21 protein-coding genes are annotated in these 23,178 nt (G+C 73.1%); 12 read left to right on the top strand and 9 right to left on the bottom strand.

All coding sequences use genetic code 11. From position 1 onward, the window contains the following. Nucleotides 1–4: 4 nt before the first annotated feature. Nucleotides 5–1,411 carry an MFS transporter gene (locus IE263_RS09010; protein WP_189934100.1) on the bottom strand — a complete coding sequence of 469 codons (1,407 nt, stop codon included), beginning with the start codon at nt 1,409–1,411 and terminating at the stop codon, nt 5–7. A 21-nt stretch (nt 1,412–1,432) separates the two neighbouring features. Beyond that, nucleotides 1,433–2,833 carry an FAD-binding oxidoreductase gene (locus tag IE263_RS09005; RefSeq protein WP_189934098.1) on the bottom strand — a complete coding sequence of 467 codons (1,401 nt, stop codon included), beginning with the start codon at nt 2,831–2,833 and terminating at the stop codon, nt 1,433–1,435. A 220-nt stretch (nt 2,834–3,053) separates the two neighbouring features. On the opposite strand from IE263_RS09005, the gene IE263_RS09000 reads away from it, so the two are divergent. Next, entirely contained in the window at nt 3,054–4,190 is a 1,137-nt protein-coding gene (locus IE263_RS09000; RefSeq protein WP_189934096.1) for a helix-turn-helix domain-containing protein, read from the top strand. A gap of 13 nt (nt 4,191–4,203) precedes the next feature. Here IE263_RS09000 and IE263_RS08995 read toward each other — a convergent pair whose 3' ends face one another. From IE263_RS08995 to IE263_RS08965, 7 genes are all read right to left on the bottom strand, one after another. Continuing rightward, complete coding sequence (locus tag IE263_RS08995; RefSeq protein ID WP_189934094.1) at nt 4,204–5,253, bottom strand: NAD(P)-dependent alcohol dehydrogenase; 1,050 nt, start codon at nt 5,251–5,253, stop codon at nt 4,204–4,206. A gap of 20 nt (nt 5,254–5,273) precedes the next feature. After that, nucleotides 5,274–6,608 carry a phenylacetate--CoA ligase family protein gene (locus tag IE263_RS08990; RefSeq protein WP_189934092.1) on the bottom strand — a complete coding sequence of 445 codons (1,335 nt, stop codon included), beginning with the start codon at nt 6,606–6,608 and terminating at the stop codon, nt 5,274–5,276. Beyond that, on the bottom strand, nt 6,605–7,375 hold the full coding sequence (locus tag IE263_RS08985; protein WP_189934090.1) for an amidohydrolase family protein: 771 nt from the start codon (nt 7,373–7,375) through the stop codon (nt 6,605–6,607). Before IE263_RS08985 ends, IE263_RS08990 begins: the two co-directional genes overlap by 4 nt. Before the next feature lie 4 nt (nt 7,376–7,379). Next, the gene (locus IE263_RS08980; RefSeq protein WP_229910875.1) at nt 7,380–8,537 is read right to left on the bottom strand and encodes a 3-dehydroquinate synthase II; all 1,158 of its coding nucleotides are present in this window, start codon (nt 8,535–8,537) and stop codon (nt 7,380–7,382) included. A gap of 13 nt (nt 8,538–8,550) precedes the next feature. Continuing rightward, entirely contained in the window at nt 8,551–9,357 is an 807-nt protein-coding gene (locus IE263_RS08975) for a 2-amino-3,7-dideoxy-D-threo-hept-6-ulosonate synthase (RefSeq protein WP_308430593.1), read from the bottom strand. A gap of 41 nt (nt 9,358–9,398) precedes the next feature. Then, nucleotides 9,399–10,661: an aspartate kinase gene (locus tag IE263_RS08970; protein WP_229910863.1), complete on the bottom strand. Its 1,263-nt coding sequence runs from the start codon at nt 10,659–10,661 to the stop codon at nt 9,399–9,401. Between the two features lie 92 nt (nt 10,662–10,753). Continuing rightward, entirely contained in the window at nt 10,754–11,692 is a 939-nt protein-coding gene (locus IE263_RS08965; protein ID WP_189934084.1) for an AfsR/SARP family transcriptional regulator, read from the bottom strand. Between the two features lie 186 nt (nt 11,693–11,878). Between IE263_RS08965 and IE263_RS08960 the strand changes: the two genes are divergently transcribed. From IE263_RS08960 to IE263_RS08910, 11 genes are all read left to right on the top strand, one after another. Further along, nucleotides 11,879–13,330, top strand: a complete 1,452-nt coding sequence (locus IE263_RS08960; protein ID WP_189934082.1) for a multicopper oxidase domain-containing protein — start codon at nt 11,879–11,881, stop codon at nt 13,328–13,330. 148 nt (nt 13,331–13,478) lie between these two features. Beyond that, entirely contained in the window at nt 13,479–14,096 is a 618-nt protein-coding gene (gene wrbA, locus IE263_RS08955) for an NAD(P)H:quinone oxidoreductase (protein WP_189934080.1), read from the top strand. Between the two features lie 76 nt (nt 14,097–14,172). Then, nucleotides 14,173–14,847, top strand: coding sequence for a hypothetical protein (locus IE263_RS08950; protein ID WP_189934078.1), 675 nt, complete (start codon nt 14,173–14,175; stop codon nt 14,845–14,847). Beyond that, nucleotides 14,834–16,552, top strand: a complete 1,719-nt coding sequence (locus IE263_RS08945) for a GH3 auxin-responsive promoter family protein (protein ID WP_189934076.1) — start codon at nt 14,834–14,836, stop codon at nt 16,550–16,552. Before IE263_RS08950 ends, IE263_RS08945 begins: the two co-directional genes overlap by 14 nt. Further along, entirely contained in the window at nt 16,549–17,406 is an 858-nt protein-coding gene (locus IE263_RS08940; protein ID WP_189934074.1) for a class I SAM-dependent methyltransferase, read from the top strand. The genes IE263_RS08945 and IE263_RS08940 overlap by 4 nt, the downstream gene beginning before the upstream one ends. 1 nt (nt 17,407) lies before the next feature. Beyond that, entirely contained in the window at nt 17,408–18,862 is a 1,455-nt protein-coding gene (locus IE263_RS08935; RefSeq protein ID WP_189934072.1) for an FAD-dependent oxidoreductase, read from the top strand. Continuing rightward, complete coding sequence (locus tag IE263_RS08930) at nt 18,859–20,013, top strand: hypothetical protein (RefSeq protein ID WP_229910862.1); 1,155 nt, start codon at nt 18,859–18,861, stop codon at nt 20,011–20,013. Before IE263_RS08935 ends, IE263_RS08930 begins: the two co-directional genes overlap by 4 nt. Then, complete coding sequence (locus IE263_RS08925) at nt 20,010–20,738, top strand: DUF6182 family protein (protein WP_189934070.1); 729 nt, start codon at nt 20,010–20,012, stop codon at nt 20,736–20,738. The genes IE263_RS08930 and IE263_RS08925 overlap by 4 nt, the downstream gene beginning before the upstream one ends. After that, entirely contained in the window at nt 20,731–21,351 is a 621-nt protein-coding gene (locus IE263_RS08920) for a LysR substrate-binding domain-containing protein (RefSeq protein WP_189934068.1), read from the top strand. Before IE263_RS08925 ends, IE263_RS08920 begins: the two co-directional genes overlap by 8 nt. Then, nucleotides 21,348–22,106, top strand: coding sequence for an alpha/beta fold hydrolase (locus tag IE263_RS08915; protein ID WP_189934066.1), 759 nt, complete (start codon nt 21,348–21,350; stop codon nt 22,104–22,106). Before IE263_RS08920 ends, IE263_RS08915 begins: the two co-directional genes overlap by 4 nt. Next, on the top strand, nt 22,100–22,960 hold the full coding sequence (locus IE263_RS08910) for a class I SAM-dependent methyltransferase (RefSeq protein WP_189934064.1): 861 nt from the start codon (nt 22,100–22,102) through the stop codon (nt 22,958–22,960). The genes IE263_RS08915 and IE263_RS08910 overlap by 7 nt, the downstream gene beginning before the upstream one ends. Nucleotides 22,961–23,178 lie beyond the last annotated feature (218 nt).

The raw sequence follows: 23,178 nt of genomic DNA, 5'->3' as shown, positions 1-23,178 counted from the left end.
CGGGCTATCGGGCAGCGCCCCGCGGGCCGCCCTTCTGCGGGCCGCCTGCTCCGGGGGCCGCGGCCGGGCGCGGCAGGGTCAGCGCGAAGACCGTGCCGAGCAGCGGGAAGGCCGCGACGACACCGATCACGTCGGTCAGGTCCATCGACTTGGCGAGGGCGCCCGCGACCGCGGAGCCGACACCGCCGCCGACGAAGAACGTCAGGTTCAGCAGGGCCACGGCGCCGCCCCGCTGCTGGGGCGCGATGCGTGCCGAGAGCAGGCCGGTGGCGACGACCTGGGTGACGGCGAAGGCCGCGAAGCCCAGCGACGCGCCGGCGATGATCAACGCGGGACCGCCGTCGGTGAACGACACCAGGGCGAGCAGCACGGCGCACACGAACGCGGTCACCGTGAGCAGCACGCCCGCCGGGCCGCCCATGGTGCTGGCGTACCGGGAGAGCACCGCGCCGATCACGGCGCCGGGCAGCAGCCACAGGCCGATCGACAGCACGCTCCAGCCGTGCTCGCGCACCAGCAGCTGCGGTACGGCGTACATCGTGCCGAACAGACCCGCGTACACGCCGACCCCGGTGATCGCGGCCCGTACGAAGACGGAGTCGCCCGCGATGGCGCGCGGCACGAAGCTCTCGGGCTTCCGCAGGGTCCGGGCGACCAGCCCTGCCCCGGCCAGCACCAGCAGCACGGCGGTGACGGTGACGGCGACCGCCGAGAGCGACAGCGCGGAGGACTGGATGAGGATGAGGAAGGACGCCGCGGTCACGGTGAGCAGCAGCGCGCCCCACAGGTCGATCGAGCGGCCGGATCCGGGCCGGGCCGCGGCCTGGCGCAGCACCAGGGGCAGCGCCAGCAGCGAGAGCACCGGCAGGATCACGGTGAGCCGCCAGGTGAGCCACTCGGTGACCACACCGCCGGCCAGGGTGGCGCCGGCCGAGAAGACCGACATCGTGGCGCCGAAGATCGCCAGGATCCGGGGCCGGTGGTCGGGCGCGGAGGAGGCGGCGAGGGCGAGCGCCGCGGAGGACATGGCGCCGGATCCGGCGGCGAGCAGGAACCGGCCGGCGACCAGGGTGCCGATGTCCTGGGCGACGAGGCAGACCACGGCACCTGCCGCCAGCACCAGTCCGCCGGCGAAGAGGATGAACCGGATGCCGCGGGAGTCGGCCACCCGGCCGGCCAGGGCGGTGCCGATGCCGAGAGCGAGGGCGTGGGCGGTGAGCACCCAGGCCGCGGCCGAGGGGCTGGCCTCCAGGTCGCGCGCCACGTCGGGCAGGGCGACACCGGCCGCGGTCACGCCGAAGATGGCCGGTCCGAACAGGGCGCCCAGGCGCAGCCCGGTGGAGCGCGCGCCGAGGGCGGGGCCGGGCGGCGCGGCCGGCAGGGCCTGCGCCGTGGGGTTCTCGGTGGTCATGACGGTCTCCGTTCCGTCCGGTCAGACGCCGTCGGCGTCGCCGGGGACGATGGGGTGGGTGAAGCGGAAGAGGTGGTGCGGGTCGTACTGGCGCTTGATCCGGGCGAGCCGCTCGTACGTCTCGGGGTCGTACAGCCGCCGGGCGTCGCCCACCTCGTCGGGGCCGGTGAGGAAGTTGACGTAGGCGCGTCCGGTCCCCCACGGCTCCAGCGCCGTCAGGACCACCCGGGCCGGGTCGTCGGGGCCCGCGGGCGGGGAGACGGTGGTGAGGGTGAAGGCGGCGTCGCGGTTGCCGACCGCGCTCGGCACCGGCGCCGGGCGGGCGACGGCACCGCCGAGCCGGCGCAGTTCCACGACGAACGCCGGGCAGTCCGAGCCGGGGCCCGCGACCTCCAGCAGCCGCCGCACGGCCGCCTCGTCGAGGCCGCGCAGCAGGATGGACCGCTCGTGGTACGGGACGGGCTCCACCGGGTCCATGTGGATTTCGCCGACCTCGGTGTACGGCATCTCGCGCACCGTGTCGAGCACGGTGGGCGCGACGGCCCGCAGCGGCGCCAGCAGCTTCTCGCCGTTCTCGGGCGGGCCGAGGAACGCCACCCGGACGTGGACGGTGAGCCGGCCGCGCAGCGGTTCGGGGATGAACGGGGCGTCGGGCAGCCGGAGCAGCGCCAGCGAGGAGGTCATGTCCTCCGGCAGGTCCTCGCTCCAGCGGCGCCAGGCCTCCAGCACCGGCTGCGCGGCATCGGCGGCGAAGAACAGTCCGCCGCCGTAGAGCGTGGCGACGGGCACGAGGCCGAACTCGATGGAGGTGACGACACCGAAGTTGCCCTTGCCGCCGCGCAGCGCCCAGAAAAGGTCGGGGTTCCGGTGTGCGGTCGCCTCACGCAGCTCTCCTTCGGCGGTGACGACGTGGATACGGGTGACGTGGTCGGCGGCGTAGCCGTAGCGCCGGGCGAGCAGTCCGAGGCCGCCGCCCAGGGTGTAGCCGACGACGCCGACCAGCGGGGAGGAGCCGTTGAGCGGGGCCAGGCCGTGCTCGGCGGCGGCGTCGATGACCTGGTGCCAGCGCACGCCGGCCTCGGCGCGGGCGGTGCGGGCGACCGGGTCGACGGCGACGGCGTTCATCCGCCGGGTGCTGATCAGCACGCCCCCGTCGGCGGGCGCGGCGATGCCGTGGCCGGTGGCCTGGACGGCGACGGGCAACCGGTGGCGGGCCGCGTACCGTATCGCCTCCTGGATGTCGGACGCGTTCTCGGCGGCGACGACCAGGTCGGGCCGGTGCACGCCGATGGCGTTGAACGGGGCCAGCTCGTCGTCCCAGCCCTCGTCGTCCGGCGTGAGCAACGCGCCGCGGATCCGGGCCGCGAGACCGGCCGGTCCGGATTCCGCCGTGTCGTCGGTGCGGGAGTGGGGAACAGACATGTCCGGGGCCTTCCTTGGGGTCGGTGGTCGCGCAGAGGCAGTCTGCGAAGCGGCCGGGGCCCCTTCCATCCCTCAATTGAGGGGAGCGGTGCCGGACCGGGCGGCCCTACCCTGGCGGGAGATCGGCCGGGCATCCGGCCCGGCACGGACCGCCGGCCGGTCCGGCTGCCCTGTCCCGTCCCCCGCGCGCGACGCGGCGGGAGGTTCCGGAGGTTTTCCCATGTCGCAGTCCGCCCGCCCCGCCGGTCCCGGGCGCAGTGAACTCCTGGCCCGGGTGGAGCACGCCCCGCACGCGCTGCGCATGTTCGCCGACGCCTCCGCCCAGCTGCGGCGGCTGCTGCCGTTCGACGCGGCGGTGTGGCGGGTGACGGATCCGGAGACCGGCATCATGACGGCGCCCATCCACGCGGAGAACATCGACGAGAAGAGCTGTGCCGCGTACTGGGAGCTGGAGCTGTTCGCGGAGAGCGTCAATCTGTACAGCGAGCTGGCGCAGGCGCCGGTCCCGGTGGCCGGGCTGCACCGCACGACCGGCGGCCGGCCCGGGCTCAGCGCGGTCTACCAGGACTTCATGGTGCCCCGCGGGCTGCACGACGAACTGCGCATGGTGCTGCGCGTGGGCGGGCGCCCCCAGGGAACCGTCTGCCTGTTCCGGGAGCACGGCCGGCCGGCGTTCGGCGACCGGGACACCGAGTTGGTCGCGTCGCTGGTGACGCCGCTCGCCCGGCGGCTGCGGTCGTATGCCGAGCCGCAGCCGGCCGGACCGCCGCCGTACGCGATGGGCGTGCCGGACGGGCCGGGGCTGCTGCTGTTCGACCCCGCAGGGGAGCTGGTCTCGGTCAGCGACGAGGCCCGCCGCTATCTGGACGAGCTGCCGGACGGGCCGTCCTGGCCCACCGCGCTGGGGCTGCGGGTGCCGGCCTGGGTGCAGGGCATCTCGACGAAGGTGCGCGCGTCCGCGCACCGCCAGGACCGCGGGACCGCCCGGATCCGGCTGCGTACGCGCGACGGCCGCTGGCTGGTGTGCCACGCCACCTGCATGCGACAGGCGGACGGCTCGCTGGGCGGCACCGCGGTGGTCCTCGAACCGGCGAAGGTGTCGGACGTGATGCCGCTGGTGGCCGACGCCTACGAGCTGTCCGAGCGGGAGCTGGAGGTGACCAAGTACGTGGCCCGCGGTCTGTCGACCGAGAAGATCGCGGGCCGGCTGTTCCTCTCCCCGCACACCGTGCGCGACCACATCAAGGCCGTCTTCGAGAAGACGGGCGTGTCCTCGCGTGGCGAGCTGGTCGGTCTGCTGTTCATCGACCACTACCGGCCGACGCTGACCACTCCTCAGGACGTCGAGGACGCCTGAGGCACCCCACCGGTCAGGCGGAGAACGATCCCGCGTCGATGACGAAGCGGTAGCGCACATCGCCCCGCGCCAGCCGGTCGAACGCCTCGTTGATCCGGTCGGCGGTGACGGTCTCGATCTCGGCGGCGACGCCGGTGCGGGCGCAGAAGTCGAGGGTGCGCTGGGTCTCGGCGACCGAGCCGAACAGCGAGCCCTCGATCGAGCGGCGCCCCAGCATGAGGGAGAAGAACCCGAACGCGCTCGGCCCGTCGGGCACGCCGAGTCCGACGAAGGTGCCGTCCACGGCGAGCAGCCGCAGACAGGCGTCGAGGTCCACGCCCGCCGACACGGTGTTGAGCAACAGGTCGAAGGAGCCCGCGAGGTCGCCGAGGACCGACGGGTCGGAGGTGGTGGCGAACGCCTTCGCACCCAGCCGCAGCGCGTCGTCCCGCTTGTGCGGGGACCGGCTGAGCACGGTGACCTCCGCGCCCATGGCGTGGGCGAGCTGCACCGCCAGATGGCCCAGGCCGCCCAGGCCGAGGACCGCCACCCGGGTGCCCGCGCCCGCTCCCCGGCGGACCAGCGGGGCGTGCACGGTGACCCCGGCGCACAACAGGGGTGCGGCGCGGTCGAGTTCCAGGGCGTCGGGGATCCGGACGACATAGCGTTCGTCGACGACGATGTGGGTGCTGTAGCCGCCCTGGGTGGGCTCGCCGTACCGGTCACGGGAGTTGTAGGTGGCGGTGTGGCCGCGCGCGCAGTACTGCTCGTCCCCGGCGCGGCAGGCGGAGCACTCGCGGCAGGAGTCGACCAGGCAGCCGACGCCCACCCGGTCCCCGAGCGCGTACCGCTGTACGCCGGGGCCCGCGGCGGTGACCGTGCCGGTGATCTCGTGGCCGGGCACCATGGGGAAGATGCCGGGCCCCCAGTCGGCGCGGACCTGGTGGAGGTCGGTGTGGCAGATGCCGGTGTGGGCGATCTCGATGAGGACGTCGCGCTCGCCGATGTCGCGCCGGGTGATGGCGGTGGGTTCGAGCGGTGCGCCGGGGGCCGGGGCCGCCCAGGCGGGGACGGTCAGGGGCATGGGATTCCTCTTGGACGGCGTCAGTAGTAGACGAGGGCCTTGTCCCAGTCCTCTCCGGCGGCGAAGAGGCTCCTGGGCTTGACGAACTCGTGGCCGCGGGTGAGCGTTTCGAGCGGTACGACGGTGCCCGCGGGCACACCGCGCACCTCGCACGGCACACCGAGCCGGGCCCGTACGGCGTCGGCCAGTCCGGCGCACGCTGCCTCACGGTGATCGGGCGCCACCTCGATCTCGATCTCGAGCCGCTCCCCGGCGGCCCGCGCCCGCCAGAACAGCACGCCGTGCACGCCGGGCAGTTCGAAGACGAGCCGCTCCAGCTGGTGCGGTACGACCCGGACCGGGCCGACCGGCACCCCGCCGGCGGAGCGGCCCAGGACCCGGATCACGGGCAGCCGCCAGCCACAGCCGCAGTCGGTGCCGGACACCTCCACCGTGTCCTCCAGGTCGTAGCGCACCAGCGGCATCGCCGCGCGGTGCAGCGTGGTGACGACCAGCCGGCCGCGTCCCTCGCGGGAGCTGCGCCCGGTGGCGGGGTCGTACACCTCCGCCACGAAGCGGTCGGCCCACAGGTGCAGCCGTCCCTCGGGGCACTCTCCGGCGAGGCTTCCGGTCTCGGTGGAGCCGTAGTCCTGGAGGACGGGGATCCCGCCCCACAGTTCGCTCATCCGCGCCCGGCGGGCCTCGGTGAGCGGTTCGCCGGCCACCAGGAAGGCCCGCAGGGCGGGGAAGTCGCAGGCCGGGTCGAGACCGGCGGCCCGCGCGGCGGCGGCCCACAGCAGGGCCTCGCTCGGCAGGCACCAGGCGACGGTCACCTCGAGGTCGCGCAGGCTCCGTACGACGCGGGCGTACGGGGTGACCAGGGAGCGGTTGTCGGCGGGCACCACCGTCGCGCCGCGCAGCCGGGCGGCCCGGTGGGCCTGGTGGGCGGTGGTGAGCATGGCGTACGGGGTGCGCACCATGACCGTGTCGGCAGGGGAGAGGTCCACCGCGCTGCGGACGAACCGGCTCACCACGTCGTGCCAGTCCGCGTCGGTGAAGTAGGAGGCGGTGGGCTCGCCGGAGGTGCCGCTGGACTCGTGGTAGGTGGCCAGCTCCCGCCGGTCCACGGCGAGCATGCCGAACGGGTAGGCGTCCCGCAGGTCCTGTTTGGTGGTGAACGGCAGGGCGGCCAGTCCGTCGAAGGTGTACGGCGCCCCGGACCCGGCCAGCCGCGGCTTGAGGAAGGGCGAGGCGTGAGCCCGTTCCAGTGCGGCGGCCAGCAGCCGGTCCTGGAGCGCGTACAGCTCCTCCAGCGAGCCCCACTGGCCGAGTTCGGGCAGCTCGGGCGGTTCAGGTGGTGCGTACGGCTGGTTCATCGGCTTGTCTCCCCGGTCAGTCGGCGGGTGTTCTCCCAGGCCACCAGGTGCCACTCCCGGTCGGTCAGATTCAGGGCCCGGTACTTGGCCAGCTCCACGCCGGGGTGCTGGAGCGGGTACTCGGTGCCCAGCAGCACCCGCTCCGGGCCCAGCCGGTCCAGCGCGGCCCTGACCACCGCCGAGTAGCCGCCCGAGGTCTCGAACAGGATGGTCGGCACCGGCTTGATCAGGTCGATGCCGTACAGGTCCATGTCCCCGACGCCCGCGTGCCCGAGCACGAAGGTGACGGCGGGGAAAGCGCGGGCGAGTTCCACGAGGTCGGCGACGCCGAAGCCGGGCCGCGCCACACAGTGCAGATACACGCCGTGCCCGAACTCCTGGGCGATGGCGGCGAGTTCGGCGTGCCTCGGATCGCCGAGCGGCACCCCGTGCACGGACGGGGCGAGCTTCAGTCCCGCGAACCGCCGCCCCTCCGCCCGGTAGTCCGCGCCGCCCCGGTGCGGGTTGGCGAAGAAGAACGGGACGAGGCGGCCGCCGGAGGTGTCGCAGGCTCCGCGTACGGCCTCGTTGTCCGCGTCGCGGTCGACCGCGCCCCCCTCGATGATCTGGCGGGACAGCAGGTCGGGATCGACCACGCCGCCGGCCACGACGACGGCGCGGTCGATCCCACAGCTGTCCATCACCCTGAGGAGCCGGTCCGCGGCGCCCTCGCCCGGTGCCAGATGGGCGTGGGCGTCGAAGATCCTCCGACGCTCCGTCGAGGTCATGCGCTCACTTCTCCAGGCAGAACTCGTCGATGGGGTAACCGACGTGACGGTCCTCCACCGGCAGATATCCGAGGACTTTGTCGCCCGGCTTCAGTTCGGTGCTGTTGAGCACCACGCCGCCGGGGCCGAGGACCCGGACGTGCCAGTCGTCCTGGAGGATCAGATTGACCCGGCGGCCGTCGGGCGCCTCGGCGTCGACGGAGATCAGCGGGCGGGACTCGATCTTCACCCGGCCGACGGTGACCAGCCGGGTCTGGCCCTTGACGTCGACGGCGGTGACCTTGCTGCCGGCCTTCAGCTCGCTGAGGTAGTTGGTCCGCTCGTCCTTGCCGAGCGTGTACGAGTGGATGGCACCGGCGTTGACCCGGAACGGGCGCGTCGGCATGTAGGGCAGGGGGTGGGTCTCGCTGACGCACAGGATCATGCCCTTGGAGTGCGAGCCGACGAGGATGCCCTCGTCCTCCCGGAAGTGGCTGCAGGTGTCGACGCAGGCCCGCTCACCCATGCCGATGTGCTCGGTGGAGACCACGGTCAGCTCGGTGAGGTCCAGGTCGGGGACGTCGACCTCGGCCGCCGCCTTGAGCGCGGTGGCGTCGCCGACCTTCTTCGGGGCCATCATCACGCCGTCGGAGCCGTGCTCCAGCACACCGAAGATGATCTCGGCCTCCTCGACGTCCTGGGCGACGGTGATCAGGCTGCCCTTGGCCCGCGCCGCCGCCGCGATCACGATCTCCAGCGGGATCTTGGTGGGGTCGCGGAACAGCAGCACGCTCCAGCGCTCGGTGCGCGCCGACCGGCACGCGTCCTCCAGCGTCGGGGCGTCGACGATCTCGGTGAACCTCCCGACCTCCAGGTCCGGGAAGCGGGCGGCGAGTTCGGCCGGCTCGCCGTGGCGCCGGGGGTCCACGATGACGACGTCCGCGGCGCCGAACTCCTCGGGCAGGTCCTTGCCCGACGGGAAGAAGACCTTCTTGACGGTCGGCGGCAGTCCCTCGAAGTCGGCGAGGACGTCGGTGACGACGGCGTCGACCCTCTGGTGCAGGGCCTCTTCGAGGACCGCCTGCTTGGCGTCCACGGTACGGATGTCCAGCCAGACCAGCTTCACGTTCGAACTCCTTTGGTTGCGGGCGGTCGGTGCCACGGCGGTACGGGGACAGGTCAGGCGGACCTGGTGGTCACAGCGCGGCGCTGTCGGCCGCGATCGGCTCACGGTGGATCAGCCGGGCGAGGGCGCGGGCCGTCGCCTCGGGGTCGTCGGCCGCGAAGACATTGCGGCCCATGGCGACGCCGGCGGCGCCGGCGCGCAGCGCCTCCTCGACATGGCCGAGCAGGGCGTGCTGGTCGTCCACCCGCGGGCCGCCGACGACCAGCACGGGGACCGGGGCGGTACGGGTGATCTCGGCCATCTTCTCCACGGAGCCGACGTAGTGGGTCTTGACCAGGTCGGCGCCGAGATCGGCGGCGAGGGTGACGGCGTGGGCGACGAGGTCGGGGTCGCTGGGGTCGGTCACCTTGGGGCCGCGCGGATACATCATCGCCATCAGCGGAACGTTCCAGCGGTCGCAGGCCTCGGCGACGGCGGCCATGTCGGCGACCTGCCGGGCCTCCTCGTCCGAGCCCAGGTTGACATGCACGCTGACCGCGTCGGCGCCCAGCCGTACGGCCTCCTCGACGCTCGCCACCAGGTACTTGGCGTTGGGGTCGGGGGCGTGCACGGTGCTCGCGCTCAGATGCACGATCAGCGAGGTGTCCGTGAACCATCCGGGTTCGATGTAGCGCAGGGCTCCCTTGTGCAGCACCACCGCGTCCACCTCGGCCTTGGCGAGGCTGCCCACCAGGGCGTTGACCCGGCTGCCGCCGGTGACCGGGCCGTCGGTGACGGAGTGGTCCAGCGGCACGATCAGCAGCCGGGTGGGGTGGTGCCGGTGCAGTCGGCGCAGCCGCAGCCTGCGGCCGAACGGATTGTTCAGTTCCAGTGCCATGTGTTCTCCCATGTCGGCCGGTCGGGCAGGGCGGGTGAGGGTCAGGTGACGACCGGAGACTCCAGCTCGAACTCCCGGTGCAGCACGTCCACGGCGCGTACCGCGCAGTCGGCGGGCACGGTCACCGAGATACGGCGCTGGGAGGAGGTGAGGGAGGTTGTCCCGACCCCGGCCGCGCTCAGCGCCGACAGCATCCGGGCCCCGTACTGCGGCCGGCTCAGCAGCCCGGTGCCGACCAGCGAGACCTTGCCCTCGTCCTCGTACAGCTCGGTGTCTCCGCCCCAGCGCTCGGTCAGGCGTCCCAGGACGCCGCCGAGAGCGGTCAGCTGGGGCCGGCTCACGGTCATGCTCACCGTCAGGCGGTCTCCGGGCGCGTCGGAGAAGCCGGCCATGTCGACGGCCACCTGCCCCCGCGCCACCTCGGCGAGAACGTCCACGGCGCTCACGCCGGAGGTCTCGGGGATCCGGACGACGGCCCGGACCACATCGACGTCGTGCACCACCGCGACCACGGTGGGTCGTGTCTCCAGCATCGTGTCCCCCTGCTCGTCGTGGTCGCCGAGGTCCTGGACGACCGTTCCGGGACCGTCCCCGGCGGAGTGCCGGACATGGATCTCCACCCCGGTGAGGGCGGCGAGTTCGACGGCGCGCGTGTGCAGGACCCGGGCCCCGGCGAACGCCATCTCCTCCATGACCCGGACGGGCACGTCCGCCAGGACACGGGCGGTGGGGACCACACGCGGATCGGCGGTGTAGACGCCGTCCACGTCCGTGTAGATCTCGCAGCGCGCGGCGCCCAGGGCGGCGGCCAGTGCGACAGCCGTGGTGTCCGAGCCGCCCCGGCCCAGGGTCCGGGGATCGCCGTCGTCCGTGGTGCCCTGGAATCCGGCGACCACGACCACGTGTCCGCCGGCCAGCAGCCGTTCGATGTGCGTGGTGTCGATCGTGTCGACCACGGCGTCACCGCTGGGTCCCACGGTGCGGATCCCGGTCTGGGCGCCCGCCAGCGAGCCGGCCCGTGTCCCGGCCTCCCACAGCGCCATGGCCAGCAGGGCCGCGGAGGCCGTCTCGCCGGTGGTGAGCAACTGGTCCACCTCGCGCGGCGGAGGCAGCGCTCCCGCCTCGGCGGCGAGGGCGAGCAGCTCGTCCGTGGCGCCGCCGCGAGCGGAGACCACCACGACGACGGGTGTGCCCCCGGCCCGCGCCGCGGCCACTCTGCGGGCCACGGCATGGATCTGGTCGAGCGACGCGAGGGAACTGCCGCCGTACTTCTGCACCAGGACGCCGTCCTGCAGCTGACTCACAGCACCGCCTCTCACCATCGGTCTCGTCGGGATCAGAGACTTGGCGAGGGGCCTATCGAACCGATAAAAAAGCCCTTCCCGGCCGCTATCGGTCAGTCGATATCCGTCAGGTAGCGCAGCCAGGACGCCGCGAGCTGTTTGAAGATGTCACGCTCGGCACGCAACCTGCTGTTCTCGCGCTCCAGCTGGTCCAGCCGGTCGGCCGCGGTGCCGGCGCCGCCAGGAACAGGGGGCCGCACCGCGGACACGCGCTCCCGCTCCATCGGCGGGGTGTGCAGCAGCGCCGAGTCCCCGGAGAGGATGGCCGCCTCCAGCGAGCGCAGCCCCTCTCCCGGCTCCAGCCCGAGTTCGCCGGCGAAGCGGGCGCGGGCCGAGCGGAACACCTCCAGCGCGTCCGCCTGCCGTCCCGAGCGGTACAGCGCCAGCATCAGCTGGGCGATGAACCGCTCCCGGAAGGGGTGTTCGGCGGCGTGGTCACGCAGTTCGCCGACGATCGTGTGGTGCCGTCCGAGAGCGAGTTCATGGTCGAGGCACTCCTCCACGGCGGACAGCCGTGCCTCCTCCGCGAGCGCGGCGGCGTTGCGCACCCGTGTGCTCTCCAGGCCCGCGGCGACCGGCCCGTGCCACAGCTCCAGCGCCTCCCTCAGCAGCGCGACGGCCTCCTCCAGCCGTCCCTCCTTCGCCCTCGCCCGGCCGAGGGCGACCATGTCCTGGAAGCGGTGCAGATCCAGAGCGTCCCGCGCCACGTTGAGCTGGTATCCGGCGGGCCGGGTCTCGATGACGTCCGGCAGCCCGATCTCGTCGAGCGCGCGGCGCACCGACGACACACAGATGCGCACCTGCGCGGTCGCCGAGGCCGGCGGCCGCTCGTCCCACACCGCGTCGATGATCGCGCTCATGCCGACGGTCCGGTTCGCCTCCAGCAGCAGCAGCGCCAGCAGGGTCTGCTGGCGCTGGCCGCCCGGTCGCAGCTGCCTGCCGGCGCTCCCGATCCGGACCGGGCCCAGAATCCGGAAGTTGATTTCCCCCATGGATATCCCCCATCTCGGGCCGAACCTCCTGGTGTGCCGGTCAGCCTCGCACCAGCGCCCGGGAGCCGCCACGACGGCCTTGATAGTTAGTCAATAGCCGGTCAAATCCTCGGTCAGCGGCGGGAGTTGACACATCAGCGCGGGACCGCGTGCCGCCCGGCCGGAGCCGTGTCCATGCTGAGGTCCATGATTTCGCGACGTTCCTTGCTCAAGGCCGGTGCCGGCACCGCCGCCGTACTCGCGGGCGGCGGTGTCGCGGCCCCGCTGCTGTCCGCGGGCCCCGCGCACGCCGCGGATCTCGACCCGGGCACTATCCCCAAGTACGAGGTCCCGATGCCGCGGATACCGGTGCTCAAACCGTCACGGCTGACCAGCGGCACCTCGTTCTTCGACGTGGACATGCGGGAGAGCGACGTACAGATCCTGCCCGGCCGCAAGACGCGTGTGCTGACGTACGGCGGCGCGTTCCCCGGCCGTACGCTCCTCGCGACCACGGGCCGGCGCACCGTCGTCAGCAGGCTCAACACGCTCGGCACCGCGACCTCCGTGCATCTGCACGGCGCCCATGTCGCGCCCGAGCACGACGGCGGGCCGATGGACCTGATCGCCCCGGGCGACCGGCGCTCGTACACGTACCCCAACACCCAGACGCACGCGAACCTGTGGTTCCACGACCACGCCCACCACCACGAGTCCGAACACGTCTACCGCGGTCTGTCCGCGTTCTATCTGCTCTCCGACCGCACGGAGCGGAGCCTGCCGCTGCCGTCGGGCGAGTTCGACGTGCCGATCATGCTGCGCGACGCCCGTTTCGACACGGACAACCAACTCGTGTACGTCATGGACGACTTCCTCAACCGCAACACCATCCTGGTCAACGGCAGGCCCTGGCCGTACTTCCAGGTCGCCGCGCGCAAGTACCGCTTCCGCATCCTGAACTCGACCAATCTGCGGTTCTTCACCCTCAAGCTGTCCGACGGCGGCTCGTTCACCCAGATCGGATCCGACGGCGGTCTGCTGGCGGAGCCGTTCGAGACGACCGAGCTGAGGCTGTCCTGCGGTGAACGCGCCGACATCGTCGTCGACTTCGCCCGCTACCCGGTCGGCACGTCGCTCGAGCTGGTCAACGACAACGGGCCGGGGCCGGCCGAGCACGTCGGCAAGGTGCTGCGTTTCGACGTGGTCCGCACGGCGGCCGACGACAGTTCCGTCCCCGCCCGGCTGCGCACCCTGCCGGCCCTGCCGACCCCGACCGTGGAGCGCACGATCGACCTGCGCATGGACGAGGACGGCCGGCCGCACCCGAACGCCTACATCGACGAGAAGCTCTACGACCACCACCGCGTCGACACCGTGATCCAGCACGGCACCACCGAGCTCTGGACCGTGCGCAACGTCAACGAACTGGCCCCGCACAACTTCCACATGCATCTGGTGCAGTTCCGGGTACTGGAACGCAACGGCACACCGGTCACCGGTGGCCCGGAGGGCGGGCTGAAGGACACCGTCACGCTGCTGGCGGGCGAGAGCGTCAAGCTGCAGGCCACCTTCAAGGGCTACCGGGGCAGCTACGTCTACCACTGCCACATGCTCGACCACTCGGCGATGGGCATGATGGCGACGATGCAGATCGTCTGAGCCGGCGCCACCGCCGACCCGGCCTCCGACACCACAGGTGACCAAGTCTTCTCCGCCGCATTGGCCGGCCGTCACCTGCAGGCCAGAGTCGTCCCCGGCACTTCTGCCTCTTTCACCAGAGCCTCCATCGACCGAGGAGCCCACGCTCGTGACGAACGTCGCCGTCATCTACTACTCGTCCACCGGCCGGGTGCACCAGCTGGCCGTCGCGGCAGCCGAAGCCGCCGAAAAGGCGGGCGCGGAGGTCCGTCTGCGGCAGGTGGCCGAACTCGCCCCGGAAGAGGCCATCGCGGCGAACCCGGACTGGGCCGCGCACCGCGAGGCCACCCGTGACATCGCGGTCGCCACGCCCGAGGACCTGGAGTGGGCGGATGTCGTCCTCTTCGGCACGCCCACCCGGTTCGGTCTGCCGGCCTCCCAGATCAAGCAGTTCATCGACACCACCGGCGGCCTGTGGGCGCAGGGCAAGCTGGTGAACAAGGTCGTCTCCTCGTTCACCTCCACGTCCACCGTGCACGGCGGCCAGGAGTCGACGATACTCGCGCTGAACAACACCTTCTACCACTGGGGCGCGATCATCGTGGCCCCCGGCTACGCGGACCAGGTTCAGTTCGCGCCCACCAACGGCAACCCCTACGGCGCCAGCTGCGTTTCCGCCAACGGCACCACGGGGGCCACCGAGGAGAACCTGGGGTCGATCGGCTTCCAGACCGCCCGCTGCGTGGAGATCGCCGCGGCGCTCGAGCGCGGTCTCGCCTCGAGCTGACCCGCCCAGGGCGGACCGGCCCCGCCAGGGCCGGTCCGCCCCCCGACTTCCGTCACACTCCCGGGAGGGCACCGCCATGGTCTCCGTCCGTTCCCGCGCCACGCGTCCGCACGACGCCGGCGCGGCTCCCTTCTGTGTGCTGCTGGGCCCGGACCACGCGGGCAAGTCGACCGTCATGGAGCGGCTGCGCGGATCCGGGGCGCCCTGGCGGCTGCTGTCCGTCGACGACCGGTTCCTCGGGCCGGAGCACGCCCTGATCGGCAGGCTGCGCCGGGAGGTCGTCGGGGAGGTCACGGGTGCCGACGGCGTCTGGTCCCCGGACTTCCTGACGACCATGGTGCAGACGGCGGTCGTGCATCTGCGGGACCAGCTGCTGCACGGTGATCCGTCCCGTCCGGCGGTCGTCGACTCGTACTACTACAAACTGCTGGCGAAGTGCCGTCTGGCGGGCGCGCTGGACCACCCCATGTTCGACTGGTGGCGCTCCTTCCCCCGCCCGCGCCGGGTGATCTATCTCGATGTGCGGCCCGAGAGCGCCTGGCAGCGCTGCGGCCACGGCCGGAACCTCAACGCCCTCGAGTACTACGGCGAACGGCCCGAGCGCGACGGCTTCGAGCTGTACCAGCGTGACCTGGCCAAGACGATGTGGGACGAGATCCGCGACCTGCCGGTGACGGTGATCGGCGAGGAGCACGGGCCGGCCCGGACCACCGAGGAGATACGGAAGGTGCTCACGGATGAGTTCGACTGAGGACTGGACGGACCCGGACCGGCTGAGCCGCTACCGCGAGCGGGTCTTCGGGGAGCGACGGCGGCTGCGGGCGGCCTGTGCGGACCCGGCCGGTCGTCAGCGCCGGGTGCTGGAGGATCTGCTGGAGTTCAACTCCGGTACGGAGTACGGGAGGAAGTACGGCTTCGGCCGCATCCGCACCGTCGAGGAGTTCCGCCGGGCGGTGCCCGTGCAGCGCTACGCGGACCTCGCGCCCTGGATCGAGCGGGCCGCCGCCGGGGAGGCGAACGTGCTCACCGCCGACCGGCCGGAGGTCTTCTTCACCAGCAGCGGCAGCACCGGTGCGCACAAGAAGATCCCGGTCACCCCGCGGTTCATGAAGACCACGTTCTTCCCCTTCTACTTCACCGCCTGGGCGCCGCTCGCCGAGCACTTCGCCGAGGTGCTCCAGCGTCCCGACGCGGTGCTCAACCTCAAGCACGACCCGCTGGCCGCCCCGCCCACGACCGCGTCCGGCCGCCCCCATGTCGGCGCCAGCCAGGTCGACTTCGGCGCGCGGTTCGGCGAACCGCTGTCCGCGGAGCCGGGCACCGCCGCTCCCTGGGGGTCCCTGCCGGTGCCGGTCGCGGACGGCGACCACCTGGAGAAGATGTATCTGCGGCTGCGGCTGGCCGTGGAGAGCGACGTCCGCTGTGTCATCGGCATCAACCCGGCGATGGTCGCGGCGGTCCCGTACCAGCTTCACCACTGGTGGGAGCGGATCGTCCGGGAGGTGCGCGACGGCACCCTGGGCGGGCGGCCCTTCACCACGCCGAACCCCGGCCGGGCCGCCGAGTTCGAGCGCCTCGCCGCACGGCACGGCACGGTTCTGCCGGCCCACATCTGGCCGCACATGCGGGTGCTGTTCTGCTGGACGACCGGCCTGGCCTCGCTCTATCTGCCCCGGCTGCGGGAACAGTACGGCCCCGGAGTGACACTGCTGCCGGCGCCGGTGGCCGCGTCGGAGGGGCCGGTGGGTGTGGCCCTGGACCGCCATCCGACCGCCGGGAGCCTGGTCGTCACCGCCGCCCTGTACGAGTTCGCCGACGCCGACGCCGACCTGGGCCCCGACACCCCGACCCTGCTGCCGCACGAGCTGGAGCCGGACCGGGACTACCACGTGGTGTTCAGCCACGTCGGCGGCCTGTACCGCTACGCGGTCGGCGATGTCGTGCGAGTCGTCGACCGGGTGGGGGGAGTGCCCAGGCTGGAGTACAACGGCCGCGCCGCCCTCTCCGACCACGCCGGGGAACGGCTGCGCGAGGCCCAGGTGATCAGGGCACTGCGTACGGCGCTCTCCGCCACGGGCCTCGAGGTCACCAACGCCGCCTGCCGGGTGGCGACCGCCCGGCCCGGCACGGCCCCGGCGTACACGTTCGCGGTGGCCCCGCGTCTGCCGTGGAGCGAGGACGAGACCGACCGTTTCACCACCCTGCTCGACACGGCCCTCGGCACCGAGTCCTCCGACTACGGCACGGCTCGGCACGACGGACGGCTCGGCACGCCCTCCGTACTGCGACTGACTCCCGAGGCGTTCCTGGGCGACTGGCAGGACCGCGTGGGCAGCGGCGTGCGCCCCACCCAGGTCAAGGACCGCCTCTTCCGGCAGGACCCGGAGCAATGGGCGCGGCTGACCGGCCGGGCCCGGCACCCATCGACACGAATCGACGAGGAGAGTGGGAGATGACCCCCCGGCTGGACGCCGTCGAGCGGACCGCCCTGCTGACCGCCGCCCTGCGCGCCGCCGAGACGCTGCGCGAGGACCGGCTCTACACCGATCCCTTCGCCGCGGCGCTGGCCGGCGACATCGGCCCGGAGCTGCTGGCCGAGGTGCGGGAGGCGACCTTCCCGCCCGGGCGGGCCCGCACCCTGCCCAGCACGCCCGACTACAACGCCATCCGCACCCGGTTCTTCGACGACTACCTGCTGCGGGCCGCCCAGGACCCTGGCACCACCCAGATCGTGCTGGCCCCGGCCGGTATGGACTCCCGGCCCTACCGGTTCCCCTGGCCGGAGCACGTGCGCTGGTTCGAGGTCGACCGGCCCGCCGTACTGGCGTACAAGGCCGACCGGCTGCGCAGGACCGCGCCGCGCGTGCACCACCGTACGGTGGCCGTCGATCTCACCTCACCCGACTGGGAGCAGGACCTGGTGGCGGCGGGCTACGACCCGGCCGTGCCGTCGACCTGGCTGCTGGAAGGGTTGCTCTACTACATCCCCGAGGCGGACGCGCACCGGATCCTGCGCCGGGTCGCGGCCCTGATGGCCCCGGGCAGCCGGATCGCCGCCGACATCGTGAACGCGGCGGCGCTGACCCTGCCGCACATGCGGGGCCTGCTCGACGTCTTCGCGGGCTGGGGCTGTCCCTGGCTGTTCGGCACCGACGAGCCCGAGGCGCTGTTCGCGGAGTACGGGTACGAGGTGGACGCGCTGCAACCGGGCGAGGAGGGCGCGGACTTCGGGCGCTGGCCCGACCCGGTGCCGCCGCGTACCGAGCGCGACGTACGGCGGGTGTTCTTCGTGCACGGCAGGAGGCGCTGACATGCCGGCCGTGGTCGTCGCCGGCGGCAGTGTCGCGGGGCTCGCCACCGCCCTGGCCCTGTCCGGTACCGGCCACCGGGTACTGGTGCTGGAGCGGGCCGCGCCGCCACCGGAGGGTCCGCCCGCCGAGGCGGCCGGGCGATGGCGGCGTCCCACCGTCCCGCAGTCCGCGCACGCCCACACCCTCACCTCGCTGGGCGTGCGGGTGCTGCGCGAGCGCGCCCCGCAGGTGCTGGAGGCGGCCGTCGCGGCCGGGGCGGTCACCCTGGATCTGACGGCAGCGCTGCCGGCCGACGCGGTCGACGGCGGCCGGGCGCCCGGCGACGAGGACCTCGTCGGCCTCGGCTGCCGGCGTGCCGTGCTGGAGCTGGTGCTGCACCGGGTGGTGCGGGAGCTGCCCGGTGTCGCCGTGCGGCACGAGACGGCGGTCGGCGGACTGGAACTGGACCCGTCCGGGCAGCGGGTGCGGGCCGTGATCACCACCACCGGCGAGCGGGTGCCCGCCGACCTGGTCGTGGACGCCACTGGCCGACAGGCGCTGTCCCGCACCTGGCTGCGGATCGCCGGGGTGCCGGTCGCCGATGACCGAACCAGCCCGTCCGGACTGACCGGCTGGACCCGCTTCTACCGGCTGACCGGAACCGAACGACCCGGACCGCTCGGCCGCGGCAACGCCGCCGGCGGCATCTGGGACCACTACGCCGGAGTGCTCCACCCCGCGGACGGCGGTGTCTTCTCCGTCGCCCTCGGCACCCTGCCCGGCGACCGGGCGATGGCCGAACTGCGGCTGCCGTCCGCGTTCACCGCGGTGGCCCGCGCCACGCCCGGAGTCGCCCCGTGGCTGGCGGACGGGGTGAGCGAACCGGTCTCGCCGGTGCAGGCGATCACCAGCCCGCCCAACACCCTGCGGGGCCTGGCCACCACCGCGCAGCGGCCGGTCGCGGGGCTGTTCCCGGTGGGTGACGCCGCGTGTGTCACCGACCCGCTGTTCGGGCGCGGGGTGTCGCTGGCCCTGGAGCACGCCTTCCGGCTCGCCGATGTGCTCGCCGCCCACCCGGACGCCGGCATCGCCCAGTCCCGGGCCGTCGCGCAGATGACCGAGGAACTGTTCCTGCCCTGGTACGAGCAGGCCGTGGGGTCCGACCGGGTGCGAATCGCCCGCTGGCGCGCGGCGATCAACGGCGCTGCCCCGCCGCGCCCGGAACCGGCCGAAGGAGTGCCGACGATCGACGAGATCGCGGCAGCGGCGCAGCGGGACGGACAGGTGTGGCGAGGGCTGACCCGCATGCTGATGACCCTGACGACGCCCGCGCAGCTGCTGGGTGACGACAAGTTCGTGGCGCGGGTACGGCAGGCCGCGGGCGACCCCGGCGCGGACCTGCCCCGGCCCGGCGGCGCCCCGCCGCGCGACGAACTGCTGCGGCTGCTGGCAGGGGCGCGGAGAGCGGCCGTATGACCGCCGCCCCGTCCATGGAGACCGTCCCGGAACGGCAGTCCGCCGCCCGGCGTTCGGTGCTGCTGGCGCCGATCACGGTGACCCCGTCCAAGCCGCTCACCCCGAGCCACCTCAAGGGTCTGCTGTGGACGGACGTGATGTACCGGGCGACCCGCCATCTCGCCGACGTCACCTACCGCTACAGCCACACGACCTACCACCCGACGGAACAGACCCTGGGCTTCTGGGAGTTCCTCGACCGCACCCACGGCGACGCCGGCTACTCCGCGCTGACCGAGGACGAGATCGGCGAGCTGTACATGGCGTTCCGCACCGCGGACCGGACCGCCTCCGCACGGGCGCTGCGGCCCTACGCAGAGGCGGCCGAACGGGGCTGGGTGCATCCGGCCAGCACCCGGATCCTGCAGTTGTGGTCGGAGCACTACGCCGGCCTCGGCCTGCACGATCCGGGGCTGCTGCACCACCAGCCGCCTGGTCTGGGCCTGGACGAGGTCCTGGACCGGCTCGACCGGCTCGGCATGTGCCTGGACCAGCGGCGCGACGGCGGCCCCGTCTATCTGGACCTGACCCGGTGCGGGCTGCCGCTGCGCCGTCTGGTGACCGCCGACGGCCGGCCCAACTACCTCGCGTGCGCGCTGCGCGAACTGGTCGCTCTGGCCGTCGGCTTCGACGAGGTGGTGCTGCTGTACGACCGTGAGCTCGACCCCGACTACCAGCTGCTCGCCCGCGTACTGGGCGCGCTCGGCCCGCACGTGCGGCGGGTGCCCCTCAGCCGCGTTCCGGTCGACGGGCACATCCGCTCCGCCCGGCACGGCGGCTGGCGGGACCATCAGGCCAGGACCCTGCTGGCCGCCGCCCGCGAACGGTACGCGCCGCCCGCGGTGCGCCTCGGGGTCCGCCTCTACTTCGTGGCGACCCTGGGCCCGGGTGAGCACGAGTCGTACCGCCCGGACCTGCTCGACCAGTGCTTCCGGCGGGCCGAACGGCTCATCGCCGACGGCCAGGAGCCGCCGGACGTCCCCCTCGCCGAACGGCTGGCCCGCCATCGCAAGGACCATGTGTACGTCGACCCCTACCGGGTGACGGCCCAGTTGCTCGGCAGACGGCGCACCCCGCCGGCCCGGGATCTGCTCGCGGGGGTGTTCCTGTGACCCCGGTCCAGACGGAGCTGTGCCGGGCGGCCGGACGGCGGATCGTCGCGGTCCGCCCCGACCTGGCCGCGCGCCACGACCTGACCTCGCCGGAGGGGCTCCTCGCCGCGCAGGACGACATCGCCGCGCAGGACGACACCGGACAGACCACCGCCGTCGTGGTGATCCACCACGTCGACCTCGCCCGATGGGTCCGGGACACCTGCGCGTACGCCTTCGGGCTCGACCCGGACACGGCGTCCGCCTGGCGCCGCTCGTTCACCCGCACCGTGTTCCTCGCCGGCCATCCGGGCCGGCTGCGCGGACGGTTCGACTTCGCGCACATCGCCGAGGACGGCTCCGCGGCGTGGACGGCGCCCGGCCAGGCCGACCAGTCCTCGCTGCGCCGGCTGCTCAAGCTGTTCGAGGGCCGGGCAGCGCCGCCGCCCGCGCCGGACACCGTCGTCGAACTGCCCGGCGCGGGCACCGGCCGTCCCGCCGCCCACCGTGACCTCTGTCTCGCCACCGCCGGGCGCACCGTCGCCGACACCCTGGTGGACCTCAACCACGTACTGGCCGAAGCCGTGATCGACGGACTGCTCGCACCGGGCGACCGGCTGACGCTGCGCCAGGTTCCCCGGCTGACCGGGGAGCACGGACATCTGGCGTCCGTCCGGATCGTCTTCGAGCGGCCCGGGCGGCTGATGGCCACCGCCGGACTCACCCAGGAGACCCCCCTTGTCTGACCAGCCCACGCCCCTGCGCCTCGGCTTCCACGGCTCCCCCGACGTCGCCCTGCACATCGTCCGGATCGCCGGATGGGACCCGGCCGCGGTGAGCCTCGGCCAGTACGACATCGCCGATCCGTTCACCGAGCTGCGCCGGGGCGAATTCGACGTGATGATCGTCAAGTTCGGGCTCAAGGAGCCCGACCTGGCCTGCAGCCGCGCTCTGACGTACGACGCACGCGGCGCCGTGGTGGCGGCCGATTCCCCGCTCGCCAAGCAGGACGCCATTTCCGTGGAGGAGTTGGCCGACCAGGAACTCTTCGACCGTCCGGGCGAGATGCCCCAGTACGTGTGGGACGAGGTGGTGCCCCCGCACACCCCGGCCGGCCGGCCGCTCCACCGCCGCCACCGGGTCACCGACATCCCCGCGATGATGCGTCTGGTGGCCGAGGGGAACGCGGTGCACCTCTCCCTCATCTCCCTCGCCGATGTCGCGCCGCCCACGGTGCGGGTCGTCCCGGTGACCGGCCTGCCGCCCGCTCCGGTGAGCCTGGCCTGGTGCAACGACCGCGAACTGCCCCAGCACGTACGGCGGTTCGTCGCGGCGGCGGAAGCCGGGGCCGAGCGATGACCCAGGTGGTGCTGCTCCACGCGCTCTCCCTGGACGCATCCATGTGGGAGGCCCAGCGCCGCGAGCTGACCGCGCTCGGGCACCAGGTCCTCGCCGTCGACCAGCGCGGCTTCGGCTCGGCCCCGCTCGGCGACGCGCCGCCCTCGCTGGACGTGGTGGCCGACGACCTGGCCCGTGAGCTGGACGCGCGGGGCGTCGAACGGGCCGTGTTCGCCGGGTCGTCGATGGGCGGCTACGTCCTGATGACGTTTCTGCGCCGGTACCCCGGCCGGGCCGAGGCCGTGTGCCTGCTGTCGGCTCGCGCTACCGCGGACCCGCCCGAAGCACAGGAGCAGCGGCTGCGTTTCGCGGACGCGATCACCGCCGACGGCATGCGGGAGACCGTCGTCGCCCGGACGACTCCTCGTCTGGTGGGCCGTACCACACGCGAGACCCGGCCCGAGGTGCTCGCCCGGGTGCTGGCCGACGCGCACCGCGCCGATCCCGCGGCCGTGGCCTGGGCGCAGCGCGCCATCGCCGAGCGCTCCGACCACACCGCGACACTGCGGGAGACGGACGTATCCGCTCTGGTGATCGCGGGCGCCGAGGACGAACTGGTCGCGGCCGACGAGTCGCTGCACACCGTCCGGGCCCTGCCCCGTGGTGAGCTGGTCACCATCGAAGGGGCCGGCCACCTCCAGCCGCTGGAGACACCGGACGCGGTGACCGCCGCGCTGTGCTCCCTCCTGGACCGGGTGGGAGCCGCCACGTGCTGACCGAGGACCACGAGGCGTGGGGCCACACTTCCTCCACCGGCCTGGGGTTCACCCACCACACCATCGTCGACGCCCACTTCCAGGCGTGCGAGGTGCCCTACCTCCAGCTGCTCGGGCAGGCAGGCGTCCGGCGCGGCCACCACGTCCTGGACGCGGGCTGCGGCAGCGGCGACTTCCTTCCGCATCTGGCCGCCCTCGTCGGCCCCACGGGCCGCGTCACCGCGATCGATCTGGCCGAGGAGAACGCCGCCCTCGCCGCCCGGCGGGTCCGGGAACAGCCGCCGGGCTGCCCGGTGGAGGTCCGGCAGGGCACCCTGCTCGCCCTCCCCTACCCGGACGACACCTTCGACGCGGTGTGGTGCGCCAACACCGTGCAGTATCTCGACGACACCGAACTCGCCGCGGTGCTCGCCGAGTTGCGGCGCGTCACCCGACCCGGCGGCACGGTCGCCGTGAAGGACCTGGACGCCCATCTGATCACCGTACGGCCCGGCGAACCGTATCTGTTCACGGACTTCTTCCGGGCCGCCGGCGCCGGTCCCGGCTACGCCCGCCAGTTGCTGCGCTCGCGTGAGCTGTACCGCTGGATGCGACGGGCGGGCTTCACCGGTGTACGGCAGCGGACCGTGCTGATCGAGCACCATGCCCCGCTGACACCGGCCGCCCGCGCCTTCTACACCGCCGCCTGCGCCCAGGTGGCCCGTCAGGCGCTCGACCTCGGGCTGAGCGAACGGTGGGCGGACCTGCTCGACCCGGACGGCCCCGCGCACCCCCTCGACGACCCCGACGGCTACATCAGCGAGGGCAACGTCCTGGCCGTGGGCACCGTAGCGGCCGCCACCACCTCCCCCTGACACGTGCGGTGCCCGGACCACCGGTCGGCCGCGGTGGCGCGGTGGTCCGGACCGTAACCGGTCCGCGCCTCTCCGGGCACGTGATCCGGCGGCCGGCGGCGGTGGCCGCACAACCGGCGCGTCCGCGATCAGGGTGGCTGGTCCACCTCGTGAACCGGCCGCTTCCGAGGCGACGGTGAGAGGGCAGTCCGAACGGGGCTGCCTGACCCCTGAGGCGA

Origin of the sequence: Streptomyces aurantiogriseus, assembly GCF_014649375.1 — a bacterium.
GTDB classification, from domain to species: domain Bacteria; phylum Actinomycetota; class Actinomycetes; order Streptomycetales; family Streptomycetaceae; genus Streptomyces; species Streptomyces aurantiogriseus.
This window is presented reverse-complemented; position numbering and strand designations above follow the sequence as displayed.